Genomic DNA, 24,130 nt, shown 5'->3' with positions numbered 1-24,130 from the left:
CCCTTCATTTATCTGTTTTCTGATTTTTGCATTCTTCTCATTTTATTCATAAGGTGAACTATAAAACAATAGCAAATTGTCATGATTTAGAAAAAAAGAGACACAAGCATTTGATTGAGCTTGTGTCTCTAAAGAGTTATTTGTAAAAAGAAGCAATGACAGGCTTCATTTTTTGAACGACGAGTCCACTGCCGCCGCGGTTTTTCACCCCTTCGATCATGCCGACGAGGACGTAATCTTCTTTTTTAGGATTAAACGCAAGTAAAAATCCATTTTCAGTGCCGTCTGTTGCACCTTGTTTGCTTTTTAATTCTGCCGTTCCCGTTTTAGCGGCAATATCTGCTCCTTCGATTTGTAAGGAGTGGGCTGTTCCGTTTGGACTGGTCACGACCTTAGTCAATGCATCTTTCACTGTGTCTGCCGAGCCTTCTTTGATGATTTGTTTTGGTGATGCCGTTTTTTCATCTTGAATCACTCGAGGGTAGACAAGCTTGCCTCCTGTAGCAAATGGAGAATAGGCATGTACTTGCTCAATCGGTGACATGAGTAATTCGCCTTGGCCATACGCCGAGTCAGCCAGTAAGATATCCGATTGAATACCATCGTTCGATACTTGTGCAGGCTTCATTGTAAATGGCATGTGTAAGTCTTCGCCAAATCCAAATGCTTTCACTTTTTTCTCGTAGGTGTCTTTGCCGATTTCGAGTGCTTCCTGTCCAAAATAAATATTGTCTGAGTACACAAGGGCATCGACCATACTTACTTTTTCTTTATCGTGAACACGTGTGATGCGATAATTTCCCCAAGATTGATCCTTTTGCCATTTCAGTCCGTGAATGGTGCGCACTTTGTCAGGCTTTGTGACACCTGTTTCCAGCCCAATGGCGGCTGTAATGGTTTTGAATGTGGACCCTGGTGCAAACCGGCTCGCATATCGAGCTTGGAATGGAAGGTCTGGATTTTCACTGTATGCCTGATATTGCTTAGGTGTGATCCCGTTTGTCATGAGATTGACATCGTAGGAAGGGGCGCTGACAAGTGCTAATAGATCACCTGTTGATGGATTCATGATTGTGACGGCCCCTTTTTCACCTTTCAGCTGATCATAGGCTTTTTTCTGTAAAGAAGCATCAATCGTCAGCTTCACTGTTTTTCCATCTTTTCGAGCTGATTTTTGCAATGTTTCTTCAATGCCTGTTTCATCATGGACGATGAGAATGCTTCCGCCATCTTGTCCGCGTAAGTTTTTGTCAAATGTGAATTCAAGGCCGGTTTTGCCGATAATTTGATCCGCCTTTAATGCTGGATTTCTTTTGATATCATCCGCATTTGCTTTTCCTACATATCCGGTGAGATGAGCGGCGGCTTTGTTATATGGATAGTAGCGCATTTCCTTCGTTTGATAGGTAACGCCATTTACGTCCTTTGGAATTGGCTTTTGTTTTAACATCGATTTGAGCGGGACAAACGTGTCGTCTGTGACCCATGCTTGTTTCAGCTGATTGTTGATTAGTTCTTCCTCTATATCAAAAGCTTTGCTGATCTTTTTGATATTGCGTTCTTTTTCTTCTCCTGTTCCGAGCTTTCCTGGGATGATGCCAAGGGCGTTTCCACCAGTTGTTTCTGCGAGCGTACGTCCTTTTCGGTCGACAATGTTTCCGCGGACAGCAGGGTCAGATTTGACCTTGATGGTATCTCCTTTTTCCATTTGCGGGAAGATGAGATTTGGTTTCCAGTCCACTTTCCACTTGTCATCTTCTTCGGTGAGAATGCCCTTGTAAGACAGCTTATGCAGCTTGCCTAGAGACGTTTTCATCGTTACATCATAGGAGAATTGATACCCATCTCCTTTGTCCTGTTTTTCAACGTTGAGCTTTGAAATGTTCAGATCATAAGCACCAATGCCGTTGAAAATATTGTCGTATTTTTCGGCTAGTTGTTTTTTTGAAAAGTCATTGGCTTTCAAAGATGCACTTGTCACCTCATCTGCCAGCTTCGTAAAGTCTTTATTCTCCATATGTTTCGTAAAGCTTTGAGCGGCTTTTAAAGCCTCTTTTTCTTTTGAGAAAAGAGTATCTTTTAAGAAAAAGAAAGCAGCAGCAACGACGATGATGCTAAGAAGAGGGATAATGACCTTTTTCTGTTTCCAAAATGATTTTTTTTGATCCGTATACAATGAAAACACCTCAATTTTTGATTAGATCCTCTATATTTTACAGTGATTGGTCGTGATTTGTATAGTTTCTCCTATGAAAATAGACCAAGAGATCGTGTCATGGTTGGGTAATGGGAGTAAAATAACTGCTATTCATCATGAAAGATATCTTCATTTTTTCTTATGATTTAAAGGATTTCTTAAAAGATCATCGAATGTTAGAAAAAATATGACAAGCGCTTTCAATAGGGGGGAATTGTTATCGTTTATAAAAAGGTGAATTTGATTGGACTTGTTCTTGGACCGACACTCTTTTTGCTCGTTTTTTTTCTCATACCTGAAGATGAATTGACCTATGCTGCGAGGATAGTCTTGGGCATTACGGCTTGGACAGCTACATGGTGGGTGACTGAAGCACTGCCCATTCCTGCTACTTCTTTATTGCCCATCATCCTGCTGCCGACACTTGGCGGGCTTTCTATGGAACAGGCATCAAGGGCTTATGGAGATCCGATCGTCTTTATGTACATGGGAGGATTTATGATCGCAATTGCCATTGAAAAATGGAAATTACATAGAAGAATGGCCTTACACATTTTAAGGGTGATTGGCACAAGAAGTGACCGCATTGTCTTAGGTGTCATGATCGCGACTGCTTTTTTATCTATGTGGATTTCGAATGCAGCGACAGCACTAATGATGCTGCCAGTGGCACTTGCAGTGATTAAAGAGGTCAAGACAAATGAAATCTTATCTGGTCCATCTCTTGATCGATTCAGTAAAAGCATCTTATTGTCGGTAGCCTATTCAGCGTCAATTGGAGGTTTGGCGACACTTGTCGGGTCTGTGCCAAATGCGGTGTTTGCTGCGATGTCAAAAAAACTGCTAGATCGAGAGATTATGTTTTTCGAATGGTTTTTGTTTGGTTTTCCAGTTGCGATAATTCTGCTTATTCTCTTATTTTTGTATTTGACGAGGATACAGTTCAAGGTAGAACACAAAGGTGAAATGAGTGCTGCGTTCATTCAAAAGGGATTAGAGGATTTAGGAAAAATGAAAAGAGAGGAAAAATGGGTATTTGTTGTTTTTCTCATGACGGCGTTCTTATGGATTTTTAAGCTCTTTTTGTTTGGAGGGATGACCGTATCTGATACGTCTATCGCCATTTTCGGTGCCATGCTGTTATTTCTCATTCCAGCAACAAATGGAGAGAGAATATTAGAATGGCAGGATATGAAAGAACTGCCGTGGGGGCTTTTGCTTTTGTTTGGAGGAGGGCTTTCGCTCGCTACGGGCTTTGCAGAAACCAATCTAACAGGATGGATCGGAGAAAATTTACAGCATTTAAACGGGCTTTCGTATATCATGCTGTTGATTATTTTAACGGGAGCGATTCTGTTTATGACTGAAATCATGTCTAATACGGCTGTTGCCAATATGATTATTCCGATAACGGTAGGGCTTGGGCTTGCGATTGGAATCGAGCCGTATGGGTTAATGGCCGCGGCTGCTTTGGCTTCCTCCTGTGCGTTTATGCTGCCGATTTCCACACCCCCAAACGCTGCTGTCTTTAGTGCGGACGTGCTGAAAATATCTGATATGGTCAGGGCGGGTTTTTGGTTAAATATCATCAGTATTGTGGTGATTGTTCTTGCGGTCTATTTCTGGCTGCCGGTAGTGCTGAAAAGCTGAGCGCATTAAGAAGATGAAGGCTTTGATCGAATCGAGACAACCGGTGTTTTTGTTTCTTTTGGCTTCGGTGTTTGTGTGGATTTTTTGATGCATGTGTCCTTTGGCGTGTAATAGGTTGCCCCAATATTGAGCCTGCCTTGAAGCTGGTCAATAGAAAGCTCCCCAAATTCTAAATGGTAATCAATTTTGTCCACGCGCAGGGATTCAATATGGATGTGTGTATCCTCTGAGACAGGAGCAGCTGGTGCAGACATTTTTTGCTCAAGAGCGGCGAGTCTTTTTTCTAGCTCAATGACAGATGGGGATGAATTGGATTCAGTTTTTTTAAAGAGTGATTGAATGAAATGTTTCAAGTAGACCACAACCTTTTCTTCCGCCTTACTCTAGTCTATGGAAAAGCTGCCCCGTATATACTTATAGAGATGACAAGAAAGGGGAGACGCACATGCTGCCTACTCAGATTCACATTGCTCATATGAAAACGAATTCGATTGGCACGGGATCATCTATGACGTTTGGCTCGACGTTTGTTCGCAATCATTGCAGTACGATCAAACGAAACAATGGCTTTGGGGAACAGAATGCTGATGGCGTGATCACGATCCTGCCAATTGAAACAATTGATGATCGTGATCAAATAGACGCAGTGAGTATCAATATTCGTCATCTATGATGATAGCCGTCGCTTTTCCTTCATCCTTTTGCAGGCGGATGTAAAGTACACCGTCTTTAAAGGCAGCATTCATTTGACCGAGAATCATCTCTGGAAGGCGGATTTTCTTTTCAAACGGACCATACTTTCCTTGCTTTTGGCGAAAGTCCTGCTCGTTAAAAAAGGAAAAACGCTGTCCTTTCACAACCAAATATTCACCATATGATAACACCTGAACATCTTCCTTTCGGTAGCCAGGCAAGTAAATTAAGTATTGAATTTCTGCATGGGTTTCCACCATGTCGATTGGAGGAAATGACGCATCTGATCCCCGCTGATCCTGCTGTGTGAATGTAAATGGAGATGGACCGTTTGCCATAAAGGGGGATCTTTGCTCATCATCGAAGATCATTTTCCAAAAATCATCTCCATGCATTTGCTGGGCAATATCCATCCACTGCTTCATTTTTTCGAAGTCCATGTGAAGACCTCCCGTTAACATACTTGATGGGTGCTTGCATATACCTATAAAAAGGAGGTTTATCTGTGGTTCAACCAACTCCGTATATCAATATTAATATTTTCATGTTAAAAATTAATTCCTTTGAAAATGCGTCGGCGGTGAATGTCGGACAAAATTTGTTAGCAGAGTGGCAAAACTCAGATAAAAAAAATCAGGGTTACGGACAGAATTTTGGAGATGCCAGCGGTTTTGTCGGTACAAAAAGCCATGTAGATGATCGAGATCAAGTGGACTCACCTGCCTCTTTTTCACCAGCAGCTAAACCCATTCAAAGGAAGTGACGTGTGATGTTATTCTCACCCTCAGTCGTCAATGTCGGTGCTTTTAAAATCAATGCAATGGATCGGGGTGCATCACTGACGCTAGGACCTTATCAGCAGATTGATTATTTTCTCTCAATGAAATTGAACCAAGGTTTTGGTGAGGACAATGGAGATTGTTCACCGCTTGTCATTCCGATTTCAAGCGTGTTAGATCCAGATATGGTGGACTCAAATTCAGTCAAAAACAGTGTGATTTAAGCAAAAAAAGAGACCGGGAATCCCCGTGTCTCTTTTCTAATGTGTTTCATTGAGATGGCTTTTTCGTCTTGCATAGGTGAAATAGACAACAACACCGATGACGATCCAGATGAGGAAGGCTCTCCATGTTTCCCATTTCAGTGTGAAAGCCAAGATCATACAAATGACCGCACTAATGATAGGAAGGACAGGGACAAAGGGTACTTTAAACGCTGTCTTCATATTCGGATGTTTTTTCCGGAGTACGATCACAGCGATAGAGATCACCGTAAAGGCCGCAAGTGTACCGATGCTGACTAAATTAGCAAGTGTTGATAAGTTGACGAATCCAACGATACAGGCCGCAACAGCGCCTGTCAGCCAAGTGTTGGCAACCGGTGTCTTCGATTTTGGATGAACGTTTGAAAAGATTTTCGGCATGAGTCCATCTCGGCTCATGGCAAAGGTTAAACGAACCTGAGCGTAGACAAGTGCAATTAACACTGTCGTAATCCCGATAATAGCACCTGCGGATATAATGCCAGCGACACTATTCAGGCCCACCACTTGAAGAGCAAATGCGACAGGATCACTGACATTCAGCTTCGTATAGTGAACCATGCCAGTTAAGACGAATGAAACCCCGATATATAAAATCGTACAAACACCGAGCGCACCGATGATTCCAATTGGCATCGCCTTTTGCGGGTTTTTGACTTCTTCAGATGCATTAGCGATTGCATCAAATCCAAGGTAAGCAAAAAAGACAGTTGCCGCTCCAGCAATCACGCCATGGAAGCCCATTGGCATAAAAGGTGTCCAATTTTCAGGTTTAACGTAAGCAAAGCCTGAAATGATAAAGAGGAGGACAATGGCAATTTTGATCAGCACAATGATGTTATTCAGCTTTGTGCTTTCTTTGACGCCTCTTGAGACGATAAAGGTAATGAGCAAAATAATGAGTGCGCCTGGAAGGTTAAAGACGGCCCCGTCAGCGGCTCCAGGTGCAGCTGATAAAGCCTTCGGTATGTGCAGGCCAAATCCGCTGAGCAGTGATTGAAAATAGGACGACCATCCACTTGCTACAGCAGAGAGCGCAATGACATATTCAAGCATGAGATCCCAGCCCATTAAGAAGGCGAGAAATTCCCCAAGTGTTGCGTAGGAATACGTATAAACGCTTCCTGACACAGGAATGGATGAGGAGAATTCAGCGTAGCAAAAAGCAGCAAGGGCGCATGCGATCGCAGCTAAAATAAAAGATATAATAATCGCAGGTCCCGCATCTTTTGCCGCAGCAACCCCCGTAATGACAAAGATTCCAGTCCCGACCACACAGCCAATGCCAAGCAAGATTAAATCAAACGTATTCAACGAACGGCTGAGCCGCTTTGTTTGACTTTCAAGCATGAGCTGGTCGAGAGATTTTTTTCGAAATAAAGAACTCATGTTGACCTCCTAATGGATAAATCTTTTCGTAAGACGAATGTTAGTATATGCGGAAATGACAATTTAGTCAATTGGTTGAAAAACGCTTTAAATCACTAAAGTGTTAAACGTCACAACCGAATAAGTGTATAAAAAGAGACATCCGCCGGGAGATGGAAGGCGGATGTGGTAACAGACGACCTATGTCTGTTCAGCAAATATTTTTTCATTGTACAGGACACTTGGATGAGTTGGATGATGGGCGGAGGAGGCATGGTGATGTATTTTGGCTTGCTCCAGGTCGCCGAGCTGATAATAACAGTAGCAAAGCTGAAGGTGAGGATACCACGTTTTATATTGTGTAAGTGTGAAGGCTGTTTCGTTTTCAGGAGCCTTCAGCGCCTGCTCATACCAAAAGATGGCCGCCTGATGTTTATTTTGTATTTTTAGATGATCCCCGATCCGGCAGCAAAATTCTGGCCGGGGCTGATCATATAAGAAGGATCGTAATAATGAGGATAAGGCCGCTTCCTCAAAGCCTGCCGCATAATAGCAGTCGGCTAAATATTGGCATGTGCGAATTTCATCCTCAATCCAGCACTGTTTTGTGTTTAAAAATTCATGATAAAAACGAATCGCCCTGACATGCTGCCCGTTGTCTCTTAATTCATTGGCAAAATAAAAGAGATCACGGGGCGTCATGTCCTCTCCTTTTGCCAGCATGTCTTCATAAATTCGCAAGTTGCGCCCAGGCTCACCAGCAGTTGTTTTCTTGCGTTTTTGATGTGTGACGGCGATATCTGCTGGAAGGATGTTTCCATACACTTGAAGAAACTCATGAACGGCCCCATACCACTGAAAGTTTAAGGAGCGCTTCACAAGGCGATTTCTTCTATATTTGAAATTGACTTGACCGCTTTCATCGAATCCCACATGATAAAACATCGAAACGGCATCCACCGAGGGATCAAGTGTCTGCTTGAGATGAAGCAGTTTTTGGCGGTCTTCTTCAAGCAGAACATCGTCAGCATCGAGCCATAAAATATACTCTTTCGCTGCATGTGAGAAAGCAAAATTACGTGCTTTTGCAAAATGCTGCACCCATTCAAAATCCAGCACCTTTGCTGAAAAAGAATGTGCGATCTCCTTCGTTTGATCTGTTGATCCCGTATCAACGATGATCATCTCATCGACAATGTCATGAACAGAAGAAAGACAGTCCGCCAGCACTTCCTCTTCATTTTTCACAATCATACATAAACTAATGGTTATCATCTTTAGATCACCTCTTCATAGTGTATCGAGCATCAAAAGGAAACATTCTTTTCCGCAGCGGGTTTTTTAAAACTAGTTTTCTGCCACTGGCTGATTTAAAATAAAGGAAGAATCTAAGTAAGGGCTGATAAAATGAGTTTATTGAATGTTGAAGGATTATATAAAACCTATGGCGAGAAAACGCTGTTTGATCATATTTCTTTTCATATAGAACCAAAGGAACGCATCGGATTGATTGGACCAAATGGAACAGGGAAGTCCACGCTTTTAAAGGTCATCGCGGGACTTGAATCGTTTGAGGAAGGTGACATCACGAAAGCAGGGACACTTGATATTGAATTTCTTGAGCAAGATCCTGAAATGAGCGGAAATGAAACGATTCTTGATTACATTTTTTCTGGTACGGCACCAATGATTCAAACGATGAAGGCGTATGAACAGGCACTCGCCGATTTAGAGCATGATCCGCAAAATGAGGCAAAACAAGAGGCGCTGATGCGCATGCAAAACCGAATGGATCAGGAAGACGCTTGGGATGCGAACCTTTCAGCCAAAACGATTTTGACAAAACTTGGTGTGAAAGATGTGAGCCGCTCTGTACATGCATTATCAGGCGGACAGAAGAAACGTGTCGCCATTGCTAAAAATTTAATTCAGCCTGCAGGTTTGCTGATTTTAGATGAGCCAACCAACCACCTTGATAATGCCACTATTGAATGGCTTGAAGGATATTTAAGCCAATATAGCGGTGCTGTCATTCTCGTGACGCACGATCGTTATTTCTTAAACAGGGTGGCCAATCGGATTTATGAGTTAAATCAAGGACAGCTTTATACGTATAAAGGAAATTATGAAGTCTTTTTAGAAAAAAGAGCGGAGCGGGAAGCAGAAGCTCAGGTGAAAGAAACGAAGCGTCAAAACTTGCTTAGACGAGAGCTTGCATGGCTGAGACGAGGAGCAAAAGCAAGAACGACAAAGCAGAAAGCACGAATCGGCAGAGTCGAAGAGCTGAAGGATCAAAAAGGACCTGATGCGAAGGGAGAGCTTGATTTTGCCATCGGCTCGCACCGCTTGGGAAAACAAGTGATCGAGGCAGAAGACTTATCGATTTCATTTGCTGGTCAGACCCTTGTGGAGCGGTTTACAGATTTAGTCGTGCCGGGTGATCGTATCGGATTCATCGGACCGAATGGAGTCGGCAAAACCACTCTGCTGAACTGTTTAGCGGGTAAAATCGAACCGACCTCAGGACAATTGACCATTGGACAAACCGTTCGTATTGGCTATTACACGCAGGATCACAAGGAAATGAATGATGAGCTGACCATCATTGAGTATATCAAGGAAACAGCTGAGATCGTCAAGACATCTGATGGCGCCATTGTCACAGCAGAGCAGATGCTGGAGCGGTTCCTTTTCCCAAGATCGATGCAGCGGACGTTTATCCGTAAGCTGTCAGGGGGAGAACGCCGCAGATTGTATTTATTGAAGGTCTTAATGGAAGAGCCGAATGTTCTCTTTTTAGATGAGCCGACGAACGACCTTGATACAGAGACCCTCAGTATTTTAGAGGATTATTTAGAGCAGTTCCCTGGCGTCGTCATCACCGTGTCCCATGATCGATATTTCTTAGACCGAGTGGTTCACCGTCTGCTTGTTTTTGAAGGAAATGGGCGCATTTCACACTTCCAAGGTGCTTACAGTGATTATATGGAACAGGAAAAAGAGCAGAAGCGGACAGAGGCAAAGCCTGCTGAAAAACAAGTAGAAGCTGCGCCGAAAAAGAGAAAAAAACTTTCTTATAAAGACCAGCTTGAATGGGACGGGATTGAAGACCGGATACAGGCATTAGAGGAAAAACATCAGCAGCTTGAAGCAAGTATTGCAGAAGCAGGCAGTGATTTTGGGAAAATTCAAGAGCTGATGGACGAACAAAAAGCCGTTGCGGAAGAACTAGAACAAGCAATGGACCGCTGGACAGAACTGTCGCTTATGATTGAGGAATTAAATGAATAAAGAAGTGGAAATAAAAAACCTGTAGAGCAATCTACAGGTTTTTTTTCATAGGAGCATTTGGCATACGCATCATGCTGGTGGATGGATTCCTCATTACGACACTCGATTTGGTTAAAACTTTAACGTTTACGTTAAGGTTATAAAGGTGTATAATAAAACATGAATTGATGAGCAGGAGGCACTGGTGATGGAATGGATGAAAATTGATCAAGTGGCGAAAAGAAGCGGACTGACAAAACGGACGATTCGTTTCTATGAAGAGATTGGTTTATTATCAGCACCAAAGCGGACAGAGGGCGGAGTCAGACTTTACTCAGAGGACGACATGGAAGAGCTAGAGAAAGTGATGCAGGCAAAAGAAGTACTCGGCTTTTCTTTACAGGAGCTTCAATCGTTTATGGAAATTGGAAAGCAGCTAGAGCTGAATAAAGAAGGCTACTTGCTGTCGCTTGATCCGAAGGAACGATTAGAGAAGCTGTTAGATATTGAGGCGCAGCTGACTGTGCAGCATCAATTGATTTCAAAAAAGCTTGAAACCATTCAATCTTTTAAAAAGGATCTTGAAGCGATGAAAGAAAGAGCGGCTCATGCAATTGAGCAATTACAAAAATAAACACCTCTGCGTGTTTATTTCAGCGTGTAGACAAACCCTCGCATTCTTTGTCAGTCCTGCGCGCTGGTGCTCACGAATGTCAAATTCGCTCCGCGCCAGTGCTCGTTCTTCCTAGACTGCAAAGGTTTTCTATCACGCTGAAAAGAAGACAAAGGGCTAAAATAAACATCATTTTAGCCCTTTGTCAACAATCTGATTAAACACCTCTGCGTGTTTATTTTATTTTGTCAACATTTGAAGGAAAGGTTCTGATGGAATGAAGGAAGAAGAAGTGTTGAAACAGCGTACAAGTCTGCTTAGGCAGCCAAAAGCCGTTTGGGCTGTTGCCTTTGCATGTGTGATTTCGTTTATGGGAATAGGACTCGTCGACCCAATCCTGCCAGCCATTGCATCGCAATTACACGCATCTCCAAGCCAGGTGTCTCTTTTATTTACAAGCTACTTACTTGTGACCGGCTTTGTGATGTTTTTCACCGGTTTTATTTCTAGCCGGATTGGTGCGAAATGGACGTTATTAGTAGGACTCATTTTTATTATTGTTTTTTCTGCTTTAGGAGGTACTTCTTCAACGATTAATGAATTAATTGGCTTTAGAGGCGGATGGGGCATTGGGAATGCTTTATTTATTTCAACTGCACTCTCTGTCATTGTCGGTGTGTCTGTTGGAGGAAGTGCAAAGGCCATTATTTTATACGAGGCAGCACTAGGTCTTGGGATATCGGTTGGACCGCTGCTTGGCGGTGAGCTTGGAACAATTTCTTGGCGCGGGCCTTTCTTTGGCGTTGCCGTGTTAATGCTCATTGCTCTTTTAGCGATTACCTTTATGCTTCCACCTATGCAAAAGCCGCAGAAAAAAGTGAAATTATTTGAGGCTGTCGGGGCGTTAAAATATAAAGGACTTTTAACGATGGCATCTGCTGCTTTCTTATACAATTTCGGTTTCTTTGTGCTTTTAGCGTATTCGCCATTTGTGCTCCATCTTGATGAGCATGGACTTGGTTATGTCTTTTTTGGTTGGGGGCTATTTTTGGCTGTGACCTCCGTCTTCTCCGCGCCGGTCATTCATCGCAAACTTGGGACATTGACCTCGCTGGTGGTTCTGTTTGCTTCGTTTGCTGTGATTTTATTGGGCATTGGAATATGGACGTCTCATGTTGTGGTCGTGATCTGCGGAATTGTCATTGCTGGGGGAATTCTCGGTATGATCAATACGGTGCTCACGACAGCTGTGATGGGTTCAGCACCGGTTGAACGTTCAATTGCTTCATCCTCTTACAGTGCTGTACGGTTTATTGGGGGCGCGATTGCTCCTTGGATTGCCGGAGTGCTCGCTGAATCCTATACAGCAAGTACACCTTATTATGTCGGGGCTGCTGTTGTTCTTCTAGGCATGATTATTCTGCTCCTTGGACGTAAGCATTTGGTGAATATCCAAGCAGGTCATTAATTAGAAAAAAGCCTTATATCTGCAAAAGATATAAGGCCTTTTTGTCGTTATAATACTTTTGTCGTCCAAGATTCGCAATTCCAAGTTTCGGTTGCCACATCTTGATAAAATTCAGGTTCGTGAGAAATCAATAAGACGCTGCCTTTATATTCTTTTAACGCGCGTTTTAGTTCTTCTTTTGCATCGACATCTAAATGGTTTGTCGGCTCATCGAGAACAAGTAAGTTGGTTTCTTCGTTGATCAGCTTGCAAAGACGGACCTTTGCTTTTTCTCCTCCGCTTAATACAGACACACGGCTTTCAATATGTTTTGTCGTTAATCCGCATTTTGCAAGAGCGGCTCTGACTTCATATTGCGTGTAAGAAGGGAAGGTGCTCCATACTTCTTCAATACAAGTATTGCTGTTTTGCTCTTTTACTTCTTGCTCAAAGTAGCCAATATGCAAGAATTCTCCACGTTCCACCTCACCAGAAATAGGTGTGATTTCCCCAAGAAGACTTCGGAGCAGCGTCGTTTTTCCGATACCGTTAGCACCGTACAACGCAATTTTTTGCCCGCGTTCCATTTTCAAATTCAATGGGCGAGAGAGCGGTTCATCATAACCGATGACCAAATCTTTCGTTTCAAATATCAGTTTCCCAGACGTACGTGCCGGTTTAAAGTGGAATTCTGGTTTTGGCTTCTCTGCTGCCAGTTCAATCATATCCATCTTATCCAGTTTCTTTTGACGGGACATCGCCATATTTCTTGTGCTGACCCGTGCTTTGTTTCTTGCAACAAAATCTTTTAGTTCAGCCACTTCCTGCTGCTGTCTTTTATAAGCTGCTTCAAGTTGCTGCTTTTTGACTTCGTACACTTGTTTAAATTGGTCGTAGTCGCCAACATAACGCGTGAGCTCTTGATTTTCAACATGATAAATCAAGTTAATAACACTGTTTAAAAACGGAATATCATGTGAAATGAGGATAAACGCATTTTCATATTCCTGTAAATAACGCTTCAGCCATTCAATATGCTGCTCATCCAAATAGTTGGTCGGCTCATCGAGAAGGAGAATTTCTGGCTTCTCTAACAGCAATTTCGCTAGTAGCACCTTCGTACGCTGACCGCCGCTGAGCTCCGTCACATCACGGTCCAGTCCGAGATCCGTTAAGCCAAGACCTCTTGCAATCTCCTCGACCTTAGAATCAATGATATAGAAATCATTGTTTGTCAGTGCATCCTGAATGACGCCCACTTCCTCTAACAGCTTTTCCAGCTCATCAGGATCGGCTTCACCCATTTTGCCATAAATGTCATTCATTGCGGCTTCCATGGAGAATAAATAATGGAATGCATCCTGAAGAACTTCACGGATCGTTCTTCCCTTTTCTAGCACGGTATGCTGATCAAGATAGCCGACACGGACATTTTTCGCCCATTCGACTTTTCCGGCATCTGGCTCCAGCTTGCCAGTAATAATATTCATAAACGTTGACTTTCCTTCACCGTTGGCGCCGATTAAGCCGACATGCTCGCCTTTTAATAAACGGAAGGACACTTCGTGGAAAATGGCTCTGTCGCCAAAGCCATGACTTAAATCTTTAACAGATAATATCATTTTTTACACCTCAAATAGATTCAAAACGGCTAGTGCCTCTCATGATTATATCGAACTGTCCGGCTCGATAAAAGCATCAAAAGAAAAATTGCGTTTCAAAGCTGATTTTGAGATACTAAAGGATAGATTGAATGAGGATAAAGGAGATCGACATGACGGAAAATTGGGCATTTTTGAAAGAAGCAAAGCCATTTATTCAGAAAAACTTTCAAGCGGCTGGCTTCGAAAAACCAACAGCTATACAAGAAAAAACAGCAGAGTGGATTACGGAGAAGCGTGATGTGATCGCAGAATCGCCAACTGGAACGGGGAAGACACTTGCGTATGTTCTGCCGCTTTTAAATAAAATTGATGTCAATATCAAGCATCCGCAAGTCTTAATCTTGGCACCTTCAAGAGAGCTTGTGATGCAAATCTTTGATGTCGTGCAAGAGTTCAAACAAGGATCAGACATCAAAGCAGTCTCCTTGATTGGTGGAGCGAACATCAAGAAGCAGCAAGAAAAACTAAAGAAACATCCGAACATCGTTGTGGCGACACCGGGCCGAGTACAAGAATTAATCAAAATCAAGAAACTGAAAATGCATGAAGTCAAAACGATTGTATTAGACGAAGCAGATCAGCTTCTTGTGCCAGAGCATATGAAAACGATCCAAGCGATCATTAAGTCCACATTAAAAGAAAGACAAATCCTTTGTTTTTCTGCAACGTTGAAAGAAGAAACCGTTCAGCTGATCAAAGAAATGACATCTGAACCAGAAGTATTGAAAATTGCTAGAAGCGAGGAAGAAGCGCAGAAAGTGGGTCACTATTATCTGTTATGTGATCAGCGTGACAAAGTGAAACTGCTGCAAAAGCTATCACGGCTTGAGGACATGCAGGCGCTCGTTTTTGTGCGTGACATTACGAACTTGAGCATTTATGCAGAGAAATTAGCGTACCATCATGTCGACCTTGGTGTCCTTCATAGTGAGGCAAAAAAAGCTGAACGTGCTGTGATCTTGAAATCATTTGAACAGCGTGAATTCCCGCTCCTCCTTGCAACAGATATTGCAGCAAGAGGAATCGATATTGATGATCTACCATATGTGATTCATGCAGACATGCCAAATGAAGAGGGCTACATTCACCGTTCAGGCAGAACCGGACGCGCAGGAAAAGAAGGCGCAGTCATCAGTCTTGTCACACCTCAAGAGCAATCAATGCTGAAAAAAATGGCGAAAAAGCTGAATCTTTCGCTTGAAGAAATTGTGTATAAGCAAGGCCAGCTGCACCTTGCGCCCAAGCAGGCATAAGAAAAGGACCCTTCCACATGGAGGGTCCTTTCAGCGCGCAGACAAACCCTCGCATTCGGTGTCAGGTCTCTGCGCCGGTACTCACGAATGTCAAATTCGCTCCGTTCCGGTGCTCGCTCTTCCTAGACTTCAAAGGTTTTCTATCACGCTGAAAAGAAGACAAAGGGCTAAAATAAAATCATTTTAGCCCTTTGTCAACAATCTGAAGACCCCGCCAAATGGCAGGGTCCTTTTTTGTTATGAAATTTTGACAAGCTGTTTTCCGACATTTTCTCCTTTGAATAGTCCAAGGAATGCATCGGGAATGTTGTCAAAGCCTTCTATGATTGTTTCTTTATATGTGAGTTTGTCTTCTTTTACCCATTGTGCGAGATCCTTCGCTGCCTCTCCAAAACGATCTGAGTAGTTGGCAACGATGAAGCCTTGCATCAATGCGCTTGTTTTGATGAGTTTTGTTTGCACACGTGGTCCGATGTCTTCACTTGCGCTAATGTTATAAGAAGAAATGGCGCCGCACACTGGAATGCGCGCAAAACGGTTTAAATGATTCATCACCGCATCTGAAATCTCGCCGCCTACATTGTCAAAGTACACATCAACGCCGTTAGGGCAGGCTTTTGCAATGGCATCATCTAAATCATTTGTTGTTTTATAATTAATCGTTTCATCAAAGCCCAATTCTTTTAAATAAGCGAGTTTATCATCAGATCCGGCAATTCCCACGACGTGTGCGCCTTTGATCTTAGCGATTTGTCCCACAACAGAACCAACAGCTCCTGCTGCTCCAGAGATGACAACCGTCTCGCCTTCTTTTGGCTGGCCAATCGCAAGCAGGCCGAAGTAAGCGGTTTGCCCTGGCATGCCCAAAATGCCTAAATAATAGGACAATGGCGCAATGGACGGATCAATTTTAGTCAGAGATTCAGCTTTGGCAGTGGAGTATTCTTGCCATCCAAGGAATCCAAGGACAAAATCACCCTTTTCAAATTGAGGCGATTTCGACTCAACGACTTCTCCGACAACACCGCCCTGAATCACTTCATTTAGCTTGAACGGAGGTGTATAGGATTTTGTATCCTGCATTCGCCCTCTCATATAAGGATCTACAGAAACATATTTCGTTTGAATCAAGACCTCTCCATCTTGCGGCACAGGTATATCGACTGTTTCAAAATGAAAAACATCTTTTGTAGGTAATCCTTTTGGACGTTTAGCTAATTGAATTTGCTTTTGTTGACTCATGTCAAATCCTCCCTTTCACTTACAGCCTAGATTTACATTAACATGATGCTTCTTTTCGTTCAAAACATACGGTCTTTTCAAAACACACACAAAAAAGCAGCCGCCATCTCATCGAAGGGGACTACTTTTTCTGAAAAGATACAGAGAGGAGCGGCGGGAGACAGCCAAACAGCTGATACACATCCGCATCACGTTCTTTTAACAAATATTCGTTTGCATTTTGCATGGAGGCTTTCATCATATCGCGCGTCACAAAAGGAAAAAGGATATTTAAATATGAGGACAACATGTCTTGTGGATCTTGTTCAATTGACTCGATATCTCCAATGTTAATAATGATGGAAAAGAGATAATCAATGGAGATGCGAAAGTGCTGTTCGGCAAACAACGTAAGCGGCTTTGTATTTGCTTCTTCAGGATTCCACTTTTGAAAAAGCTGTTTCACCAAATCACTGACAACCCAAGCATTAAACTGCTGCTCCGCTGAAAAGTAATACATCAGCTCTCCCTCATTTCTAGCCTCCAGTATAAGAATTGTACAACAAATCAACAGGATTGAACATAATAATTCAGAAAATTTAGTCATTTTTACAGGATTTTTGTCAAAAATAAGTCGATAGACATGGTACGTCCTTCAAGCAAATTGGATGTGCTCGTGGAAGGTTTAATGTCAAAAGTGACGGGTAAAAGAATCGTAAGACGTTAAAGGAGGAATATAAAATGAAACCTGTTGTAAGAGAGTATTCAAATGATGAAACACTTCAAAAAGATGTAGAGCAATTAAAGGCACTCGGTGTTGCAAGAGAGGACATTTATGTTCTGTCCCATGACGATGATCGAACAGAGCGTATTGCAAATAATGCAGATGCCAATACGATTGGCTCAAGAGAAGTTGGACTCAAACATGCGGTTGGGAACATCTTTAGTAAAAAGGGCGATGAGCTCCGCAATAAAATTCATGAAATTGGTTTCTCAAAAGAAGAAGCTGAGACATTTGAAGAACATTTAGACGAAGGGAAAGTCCTTCTCTTTGTCACAGATCATGAAAAAGTGAAAAACTGGGCATAAACGCCAATCGAAAAAGCCTCTTACTTTTGTAAGGGGCTTTTTTTCATGCTTTCATGTCTGAAAGAGAGACATATATCTTTTTTACGATAATAAGTAAATACAGAAGTATGGAATAAATAGTAAACTCTCTAATTGAAAATGCCGTTATACCAATGAAAATCATGAAGCATCAGAAGAAAATAGTCGAAATATCACAAAAATCCATTCGGGAAATAATTATTGTATCTTTCTATTTTGATTTAAAATTAAATAAAAAACTTGTGTAATTTAGTAGATAAATTTCTTAGTTCTATAGGTTTAAGTTGTATTTTTGTGTAGAAACAAGTGTTTTAAGGTCAAAAAACCACGAAAATTACCTGTATTTTCAATTAGAAAATTAATTTTAATGTTTAGGAAATAATTCGTTGACAAAATAAACTAAAAACAATATATTTGGCTTAATCCAGTCATTATGGAATTAGTTGTTAAATTTCCGGTGGGTTTATTCGAAGCATAATCTAGTGAAAGGAGGTGGCAAGAACCAAAGCGTAAGCGCCTCTTAGATGCAAAAATGTCTACTAGAACAGAGCAAATCGTCGTTTACTTGAAGAAAAAATGATCGCCATTCTAAACAGTAGATTCATTTTTCTACTAAAAGCACAGTGTAAGAGATTGTCCAAAAGACGTTAAGTCCTTATAAAAAAGAGAAAGCGGTTTCAATAAGAAATGTGAGTTGATCGAACGGTGAAGGAGGTGAACTCATATGAAAAAAAGAGAGAACAAGCTGAGGCGATGCGGCCTTCGAACGGCTGCATATGAGGATGAATGCTGAAAAAGAAGAGTGAACATGTGGGGTGCTTCTCTCCTTTTTCAGAAAAACAGATTTTCCTAAAAAATCCATCTTTCATTTTAACATAAGGTTTTTGGCTTGAAAACCACCTTTGCCTGAAAAGAAGATTGTGAATTGAAGGAGGTTTCATGATGAAAAAGGCTTTGTACCATGAAGACAGTGGATTGTATTTAGAAAAGATGCGCATGGCATTCCAAGAGCATTACGAGCAAAGAACAGATATGTGGTCTACTGATCCATCCTTAACAGACGCAGCAGTGATGTCATTAAAGGCATGGCGTTCAAGGGAAAAGAATGCACTTGCTTCTGTGCTGGATATCGGGTGCGGCAACGGCCGTGCACTAGAACATTTAAGCGGGCTTTCCGCATATGTCGGTATCGACCTGTATGAGCATGAGGAGTGGGAAGGGTTACAGAAAAGAGAAACAGTTCCTGTCCATTTTGTTCATCAAGATTTTATGTCATGGTCCATGGATCAGGGACGCGGGATGCAGTTTGATTTAATTTTAGATCATGGCTGCTTTCATCATCAACATCCTGATGATCATGAACGTTATTTAAAACAGGTCTCTTCTTTACTTCATGAAGGCGGTGTCTTTTCACTTGTTGTCTGGGGAGAACAGTGGAAAACAGGATTAATCGGAGAAGATGGCCGTTTCCATTTTTCATTTTCAGATTCTCAGCTTGGCGAAAAAATTTGTACATCAGGTCTTGAGCTTGTATCCATATCACCGTTACAAGCGAAGGCCGGAATAAGCCAGCATCATGTCATTGCCGTCAAAATCTAGTACAAAGGTGAGTCATTCAAAGCTAGCAGAGGTGTTCATGGGAAGAAAGAGCGGCTGCCAATCAAGGGCGTTTGCTGCTCTGACAGAAAATAAAGCATATGAACCAAGATTTCTGCTCCTTTGTACTGGAAAAGGACAAGGTCTAAAACGATGAGAGACACTGCACATCCATTTCCTTCTGCGGGAACACACAGGCTGAGGGAGTGCGTACACATATTCATCACTCCATCACTGCGCTATGGGAGTCGATTTGGGTGCAGTGATGAATAGGGGGGAGACAAATGAACAAGTTTGTAGATGAATTACAATCAATGATTCATCATTTTACCTTTCAAGATAAACACTATTTGCTCGTGGGGCCTGTGAATTTGCCAATTTCCATTCAACATGAAGAAGTGCCATTTAAGTGGTATGCCTTCGCGCCTGTTGAACGGGATACAAAACCAACAATCGAATCTATTGTCCAAATGAGTACCGCGCAGCAAACCTTTTCCTCTTGTCTCTTATTTGGCGACTTTGAAAATGAACGGCCGCCGCTTGTGCGAATCCATAGTGTCTGCCAAACAGGGGATGTGTTTGGATCACTGAAATGTGATTGTGGTCCACAGCTTGCATTATCGCTGAAGAAAATCACCGATTACGGAAAAGGCATGCTTGTGTATATGGCCAATCAAGAAGGTCGGTCTATTGGGCTGATGGCAAAAGCGTTGACGTATAAACTACAGGAGATGCAGCTGGATACTTTTGAAGCCAACCGCCTGATCGGCTGCGGGGATGATGATCGGCATTACGAGGAAGCAGCAGCTGTTTTGCACTATTTAAACAAAGGGAAACCATTGCATTTACTAACGAACAATCCAGATAAAGTCGATTCAATTGCAGCTTATGGTCTTCCTGTTTTGCGGTTTGATCATACGGTCGAAGCCTCTCTCTACAATGAAGCCTATTTAAAGGCAAAAGCAGCCTCAGGGCATATGGTCGATGAGAAGAAATTAATTAATCAATAGACGAGTTTATTGAAAGAAGGCGGGAGAAAAGCGTGAAACCTGATATCAATTGGATTCAAATCCCAAGCGGCTATGCAACGATTGGAAGTAATGAAGAAGATATGAAAAAGGCAGCAGAATTCTGGAAGGACAAGCTGCTCAATCCAACCTACGGCCGTGAGAAAAAGTTTCAAAAATGGCTGTACAAAGAATTTCCATCCTATCAGCCGTATATTAACGAATTTTTTATCTCAGATACGGTCGTCAGCAATGAATTGTATCAAAGCTATTGTGATGAAACAGGCCAGACATACCCAGAGAGTTTAACGAACGAAGAGCTTGGCGGGGGAAAAGATCATCCAGCTTGGGGCATGGACATTGAGGATGCTTTCTCGTTCTGTCAGTGGCTGAGCGGGAAACTTGGGATTGATGTTTCGATTCCTACTGAAGAAGAATGGGAGTATGCTGCCCGGGGAAACACGAGAAATCAATACCCGTGGGGAGATGAGTTTGATCCTTCTTACTGCAATACGCACGAATCAAATATTGAAAAAACGACGCCTGTCCGTCATTACGAAAAGGGCCGATCTTTATTTGGTCTTTATGATATGGGGGGCAACGTCGAGGAATGGGTCAACACCAGATATCACGTATATGAAGGCGGCATCGAGGTCGTCGATGATTTAACGGAAACACTCGGAAGTGATTACTACATTTTAAAAGGCGGCTCTTTCGCAAGAGGTGGAGATTTATGCAGAGTCGCAAGAAGACACGGGAAGCACCCAGATCCTGTTTTTCGATTTACTGGTTTTCGTTTAGTGACTCGTCAAAAACAATATATAAAGGTGGGAGTGTAAAACTATGCATAGAGGACCAATTACATCTGTTTTATCAACTCAGCACGACCAAATTGTTTACACTGGCGGCTATGACCGCTGTATTTATCAGTGGAACCGGGCGACGGGAGAAGGAACGTTTATTGGCAGTCACGAGCATATCATTAATTCCATATCTCTTTCTGAAAACGGAAAGTATTTAGCGAGTGCATCGTCAGACTATACCATTCAATTGTATGATACTGGCACAAATACCCGAATCCGCACGTTGTTTGGTCATGCAGATGATGTAGAAGCCGTCGCTTTTGCGAAGCAGGATACTTTGCTTGTATCCGTGTCCAGAGATAGAAGATGCTTAGTCTGGGATATCGAAACGGGCGCTATTTTAAGAGAATTCCATGGCCATAGCAAGGATGTATTAGCTGTATGGATACATGGTGATAAAGCTTATACAACAGGTGATGATGGATATGTCCTTGTATGGCTGTATGAAACCGGAGAAATTGTAGGGGAAATCGGGCCGTTTGATTATGAGCTCGATACGATCAGCGGCAGCAATCAAAAAGAAGTATTCGCACTTGGCAGAGATGATGGCACCGTTATTATTTACGATGCAGCTACTTTACAGGAGAAGAAAATCATCAAAGCCCATTTACAGGGCGTCAAGCGCGTGAATTTTTCTCCAAGCGGCAATTACTTGCTGACAGCAGGCTACGACCATTTAATTAAGCTGTGGAATTATGAAACAGGTGATTTAGTCGATACGCTGCTGCCTCATAAATATCAGTGGGAGCGCTCGCTTGTCTGGACAGAGGATGAGAAGTCAATACTAGGAGCCAGCTTTGGAAAAACATATTGTGAATGGTCGATCGAAAAGGGCAAAGTCATATCAGATGAGATCGAAATGGCGACACCATCTATCAATGATATTGCGCTGACTGATGCGGGTGATATTATTACCGCATCCGATGATGGAAAATTCAGAAAAAACGGGATTGAAATTGCCAAGTCGACGGGCGTTTTAACAAATGGAGTAGCTGTTGCACGGGATGGAAGCTATTATGCGTGGGGAGATCATGCAAGTCAGGTGCATATTGTTCATGAGTCATTACAGCAAATGGTTTCGTTTGATCTTAACACAGGTCCGGTCAACAGCGTGTATTTCCACGAGGAGGATCGTCAATTTTATATTGGAACTTACGGCGGTTATGTCCATGTCATTTCGACAGAACACTTAAAGGAAATCGGCCGTTCCAAAGCACACGATTGTGCAGTTAAAGCATTAAAGGTAGAAGGAGATCTTATCATCACAGCAGCAGTTGAAGGAACCATCTGTCTTTTAGATAAAAAGAGTTTGTCCTTAAAAGCGGAATACATTGGTGCGACAGAGCTGTTAAATGATGTCTTTATTGATAGTAAACGAGACCGTATCGCCATTGTCAGCCGCGACAAAAATGTGAGATTGTTTGATTTGCATACAGGAAGAATTTTAGACCAGCATAACGAGCACCAGTATTCGATTAAATCGGTCACAGTCACAGACTCAGGCTATATTGTAAGCGGTGATTATTGGGGCTATATCGTTGTGTGGAATCCAGAGCTGGGTGTCAACACCGGCCCAATTAGAATTGCCCTAAATGGGATTAGTGCCATTAGACAATTAGGCAATGATGTATATGCAAGCTCATATGACGGCGGAATTTATCACGTTCGAGAAGATGGGACGCATACCGAAGTACTACGCTTATTTGACCAATTTCCGAAAGAAGTAATCTCTCATTAAGAAAAAGAATGTAAGCGGGGGATTCTCATGATAAGTGTTTGCAAGGAACATATGAAAAAAGGTCTGTCTGTACTCAATTGTCCGCATGTGCTCCTCATTAATAAATATGAATGTCGCAAATGCTGTTTTTGTAAACAACGAGCATCTTATAAACTTTTTTATTCCTTGCCTTACTATGATCGATCTGAAAAGAAACGGATGGAAAAAATATAGCACATGAGAATAGAACTCCTTCATTCCCTGAAGGAGTTCTTTCCCTTGAAAGAGAGGAAAGGAGACTTACATGAAAGACGATGTTTTTTATATGAAGCTAGCAATTGCCAACGCAAAGGCCATGAAAGGACAAACCTCGCCAAATCCGCTTGTCGGGGCAGTGGTAGTCAAAAAAGGTGAGATCGTGGGAATTGGTGCTCACATGAAGGCGGGCGAGCCGCATGCTGAAATTCATGCGCTGCAAATGGCAGGAGATAAGGCGAAAGGAGCTCATATGTATGTGACGCTTGAACCTTGTTCGCATCAAGGAAAAACAGGTCCTTGCTCAGAAGCCATTATAAAGAGCGGGGTGAAACGTGTGGTCATTGCCACTGGGGACCCAAATCCACTTGTAGCAGGTAAAGGGGTCACGATGTTGAAACAAGCAGGGATAGAAGTAGAAGAAGGGGTATGTAAGCGGGAAGCGGACAGCTTAAATCTCCCTTTTTTTCATTCGATACAATCAGACCTTCCGTATGTCATATTAAAAACAGCCATTTCATTAGACGGGAAAATCGCAACAGCTCATCAAGAAAGCAAATGGATTACAGGGACAGAAGCAAGGAATGAAGTGCAGCAATTACGTCAAGAAGCAGATGCTGTGATAACAGGCGTCGAAACCATTATTCAAGATGATGCAGGCCTTATTGTGAAAGATTCAATCGTGACACAGCCTATTCGTGTCATTTTAGATTCCACATTAAGGATTCCGCTTCATGCGAAATGTTTAAATGATCATATGGCAGAAACCATCATTTGTACCTCAAACAAGTATGATCAAAAAAAATACCATCAACTGGTGCAAAAAGGACATCAAGTATTTGTCACAAGCGGAGAAAATCGGACAGATCTTCATGCGGTGTTACGTATGCTGAAAAGGCGCTCTGTGATGTCGGTGCTTGTAGAGGCGGGAGGCAGTGTGAGCGCATCCTTTTTAGAAGCGTCCCTTGTGAACGAAGTCATTATTTATATGGCACCATTATTAATTGGAGGGAAAGATGCACCTACTTTCTTTGAAGGAGAAGGTACGAAAACATTAAAAGAAGCCATCCGGCCGGTAGATATGGATTATAGTATGGTAGGAAAAGATTTAAAAATGACGATGAGACTTTAATGAAAGAAAGACCTTGTGCAAGAAAGTGCAAGGTC

22 protein-coding genes are annotated in these 24,130 nt (G+C 42.3%); 14 read left to right on the top strand and 8 right to left on the bottom strand.

The features are described from left to right. Positions 1–136: 136 nt before the first annotated feature. Positions 137–2,176 (bottom strand): penicillin-binding transpeptidase domain-containing protein, encoded by a 2,040-nt coding sequence (locus AAZR19_RS16295; RefSeq protein WP_041108620.1) that lies wholly within the window; start codon positions 2,174–2,176, stop codon positions 137–139. Positions 2,177–2,431: 255 nt separating this feature from the next. Here AAZR19_RS16295 and AAZR19_RS16290 point away from each other — a divergent pair, with 255 nt between their 5' ends. Beyond that, positions 2,432–3,847 (top strand): SLC13 family permease, encoded by a 1,416-nt coding sequence (locus AAZR19_RS16290; protein WP_041108618.1) that lies wholly within the window; start codon positions 2,432–2,434, stop codon positions 3,845–3,847. Positions 3,848–3,852: 5 nt separating this feature from the next. Here the strand turns inward: AAZR19_RS16290 and AAZR19_RS16285 are convergent, their stop codons facing one another. Next, the gene (locus tag AAZR19_RS16285) at positions 3,853–4,209 is read right to left on the bottom strand and encodes a hypothetical protein (RefSeq protein ID WP_041108616.1); all 357 of its coding nucleotides are present in this window, start codon (positions 4,207–4,209) and stop codon (positions 3,853–3,855) included. 83 nt (positions 4,210–4,292) lie between these two features. Between AAZR19_RS16285 and AAZR19_RS16280 the strand changes: the two genes are divergently transcribed. Continuing rightward, entirely contained in the window at positions 4,293–4,520 is a 228-nt protein-coding gene (locus tag AAZR19_RS16280; protein ID WP_039177063.1) for a hypothetical protein, read from the top strand. Here AAZR19_RS16280 and AAZR19_RS16275 read toward each other — a convergent pair. Continuing rightward, positions 4,501–4,980, bottom strand: coding sequence for an Hsp20/alpha crystallin family protein (locus AAZR19_RS16275; RefSeq protein ID WP_024424582.1), 480 nt, complete (start codon positions 4,978–4,980; stop codon positions 4,501–4,503). The genes AAZR19_RS16280 and AAZR19_RS16275 overlap by 20 nt on opposite strands. 65 nt (positions 4,981–5,045) lie before the next feature. Here AAZR19_RS16275 and AAZR19_RS16270 point away from each other — a divergent pair, with 65 nt between their 5' ends. Together AAZR19_RS16270 and AAZR19_RS16265 are read left to right on the top strand one after the other, a co-directional pair. Further along, on the top strand, positions 5,046–5,303 hold the full coding sequence (locus AAZR19_RS16270) for a hypothetical protein (protein ID WP_003213975.1): 258 nt from the start codon (positions 5,046–5,048) through the stop codon (positions 5,301–5,303). Positions 5,304–5,309: 6 nt separating this feature from the next. Then, complete coding sequence (locus AAZR19_RS16265; RefSeq protein ID WP_008344178.1) at positions 5,310–5,543, top strand: hypothetical protein; 234 nt, start codon at positions 5,310–5,312, stop codon at positions 5,541–5,543. A gap of 36 nt (positions 5,544–5,579) precedes the next feature. On the opposite strand, the gene AAZR19_RS16260 is transcribed toward AAZR19_RS16265, so the two are convergent. Further along, positions 5,580–6,971 (bottom strand): amino acid permease, encoded by a 1,392-nt coding sequence (locus AAZR19_RS16260; RefSeq protein WP_041108614.1) that lies wholly within the window; start codon positions 6,969–6,971, stop codon positions 5,580–5,582. 180 nt (positions 6,972–7,151) lie between these two features. Continuing rightward, positions 7,152–8,225, bottom strand: a complete 1,074-nt coding sequence (locus AAZR19_RS16255; protein ID WP_041108612.1) for a tetratricopeptide repeat-containing glycosyltransferase family 2 protein — start codon at positions 8,223–8,225, stop codon at positions 7,152–7,154. A gap of 132 nt (positions 8,226–8,357) precedes the next feature. Here AAZR19_RS16255 and AAZR19_RS16250 point away from each other — a divergent pair, with 132 nt between their 5' ends. From AAZR19_RS16250 to AAZR19_RS16240, 3 genes are all read left to right on the top strand, one after another. Beyond that, a complete protein-coding gene (locus tag AAZR19_RS16250) occupies positions 8,358–10,241 on the top strand; it encodes an ABC-F family ATP-binding cassette domain-containing protein (protein ID WP_041108610.1) in 1,884 nt (627 codons plus the stop codon). A 187-nt stretch (positions 10,242–10,428) separates the two neighbouring features. Beyond that, positions 10,429–10,854, top strand: a complete 426-nt coding sequence (locus AAZR19_RS16245; protein WP_024424586.1) for a MerR family transcriptional regulator — start codon at positions 10,429–10,431, stop codon at positions 10,852–10,854. A 256-nt stretch (positions 10,855–11,110) separates the two neighbouring features. After that, positions 11,111–12,301, top strand: coding sequence for an MFS transporter (locus tag AAZR19_RS16240; RefSeq protein WP_041108608.1), 1,191 nt, complete (start codon positions 11,111–11,113; stop codon positions 12,299–12,301). A 47-nt stretch (positions 12,302–12,348) separates the two neighbouring features. Here AAZR19_RS16240 and AAZR19_RS16235 read toward each other — a convergent pair whose 3' ends face one another. Next, positions 12,349–13,902, bottom strand: coding sequence for an ABC-F family ATP-binding cassette domain-containing protein (locus tag AAZR19_RS16235; protein ID WP_024426645.1), 1,554 nt, complete (start codon positions 13,900–13,902; stop codon positions 12,349–12,351). Positions 13,903–14,054: 152 nt separating this feature from the next. Between AAZR19_RS16235 and AAZR19_RS16230 the strand changes: the two genes are divergently transcribed. Further along, on the top strand, positions 14,055–15,197 hold the full coding sequence (locus AAZR19_RS16230) for a DEAD/DEAH box helicase (protein WP_041108606.1): 1,143 nt from the start codon (positions 14,055–14,057) through the stop codon (positions 15,195–15,197). A 237-nt stretch (positions 15,198–15,434) separates the two neighbouring features. Here AAZR19_RS16230 and AAZR19_RS16225 read toward each other — a convergent pair whose 3' ends face one another. Together AAZR19_RS16225 and AAZR19_RS16220 are read right to left on the bottom strand one after the other, a co-directional pair. Further along, on the bottom strand, positions 15,435–16,439 hold the full coding sequence (locus tag AAZR19_RS16225; RefSeq protein WP_041108604.1) for an NADP-dependent oxidoreductase: 1,005 nt from the start codon (positions 16,437–16,439) through the stop codon (positions 15,435–15,437). Positions 16,440–16,560: 121 nt separating this feature from the next. Continuing rightward, positions 16,561–16,938 (bottom strand): YfmB family protein, encoded by a 378-nt coding sequence (locus AAZR19_RS16220; protein WP_041108602.1) that lies wholly within the window; start codon positions 16,936–16,938, stop codon positions 16,561–16,563. 221 nt (positions 16,939–17,159) lie between these two features. Here AAZR19_RS16220 and AAZR19_RS16215 point away from each other — a divergent pair, with 221 nt between their 5' ends. From AAZR19_RS16215 to ribD, 6 genes are all read left to right on the top strand, one after another. Further along, positions 17,160–17,507: a general stress protein gene (locus AAZR19_RS16215; RefSeq protein ID WP_034282732.1), complete on the top strand. Its 348-nt coding sequence runs from the start codon at positions 17,160–17,162 to the stop codon at positions 17,505–17,507. A gap of 960 nt (positions 17,508–18,467) precedes the next feature. Continuing rightward, positions 18,468–19,124, top strand: coding sequence for a class I SAM-dependent methyltransferase (locus AAZR19_RS16210; RefSeq protein WP_024424594.1), 657 nt, complete (start codon positions 18,468–18,470; stop codon positions 19,122–19,124). Positions 19,125–19,405: 281 nt separating this feature from the next. Further along, a complete protein-coding gene (locus AAZR19_RS16205) occupies positions 19,406–20,131 on the top strand; it encodes a GTP cyclohydrolase II (RefSeq protein ID WP_024424596.1) in 726 nt (241 codons plus the stop codon). Positions 20,132–20,163: 32 nt separating this feature from the next. Beyond that, entirely contained in the window at positions 20,164–20,967 is an 804-nt protein-coding gene (locus AAZR19_RS16200; protein WP_087976414.1) for a formylglycine-generating enzyme family protein, read from the top strand. Positions 20,968–20,971: 4 nt separating this feature from the next. Beyond that, positions 20,972–22,729, top strand: coding sequence for a WD40 repeat domain-containing protein (locus tag AAZR19_RS16195; RefSeq protein WP_076839132.1), 1,758 nt, complete (start codon positions 20,972–20,974; stop codon positions 22,727–22,729). Positions 22,730–23,012: 283 nt separating this feature from the next. Further along, entirely contained in the window at positions 23,013–24,095 is a 1,083-nt protein-coding gene (gene ribD, locus AAZR19_RS16190) for a bifunctional diaminohydroxyphosphoribosylaminopyrimidine deaminase/5-amino-6-(5-phosphoribosylamino)uracil reductase RibD (RefSeq protein ID WP_218677194.1), read from the top strand. Positions 24,096–24,130 lie beyond the last annotated feature (35 nt).

This window comes from Bacillus sp. Je.9.29.b (assembly GCF_051129925.1).
Lineage (GTDB): Bacteria > Bacillota > Bacilli > Bacillales > Bacillaceae > Bacillus > Bacillus safensis.
This window is presented reverse-complemented; position numbering and strand designations above follow the sequence as displayed.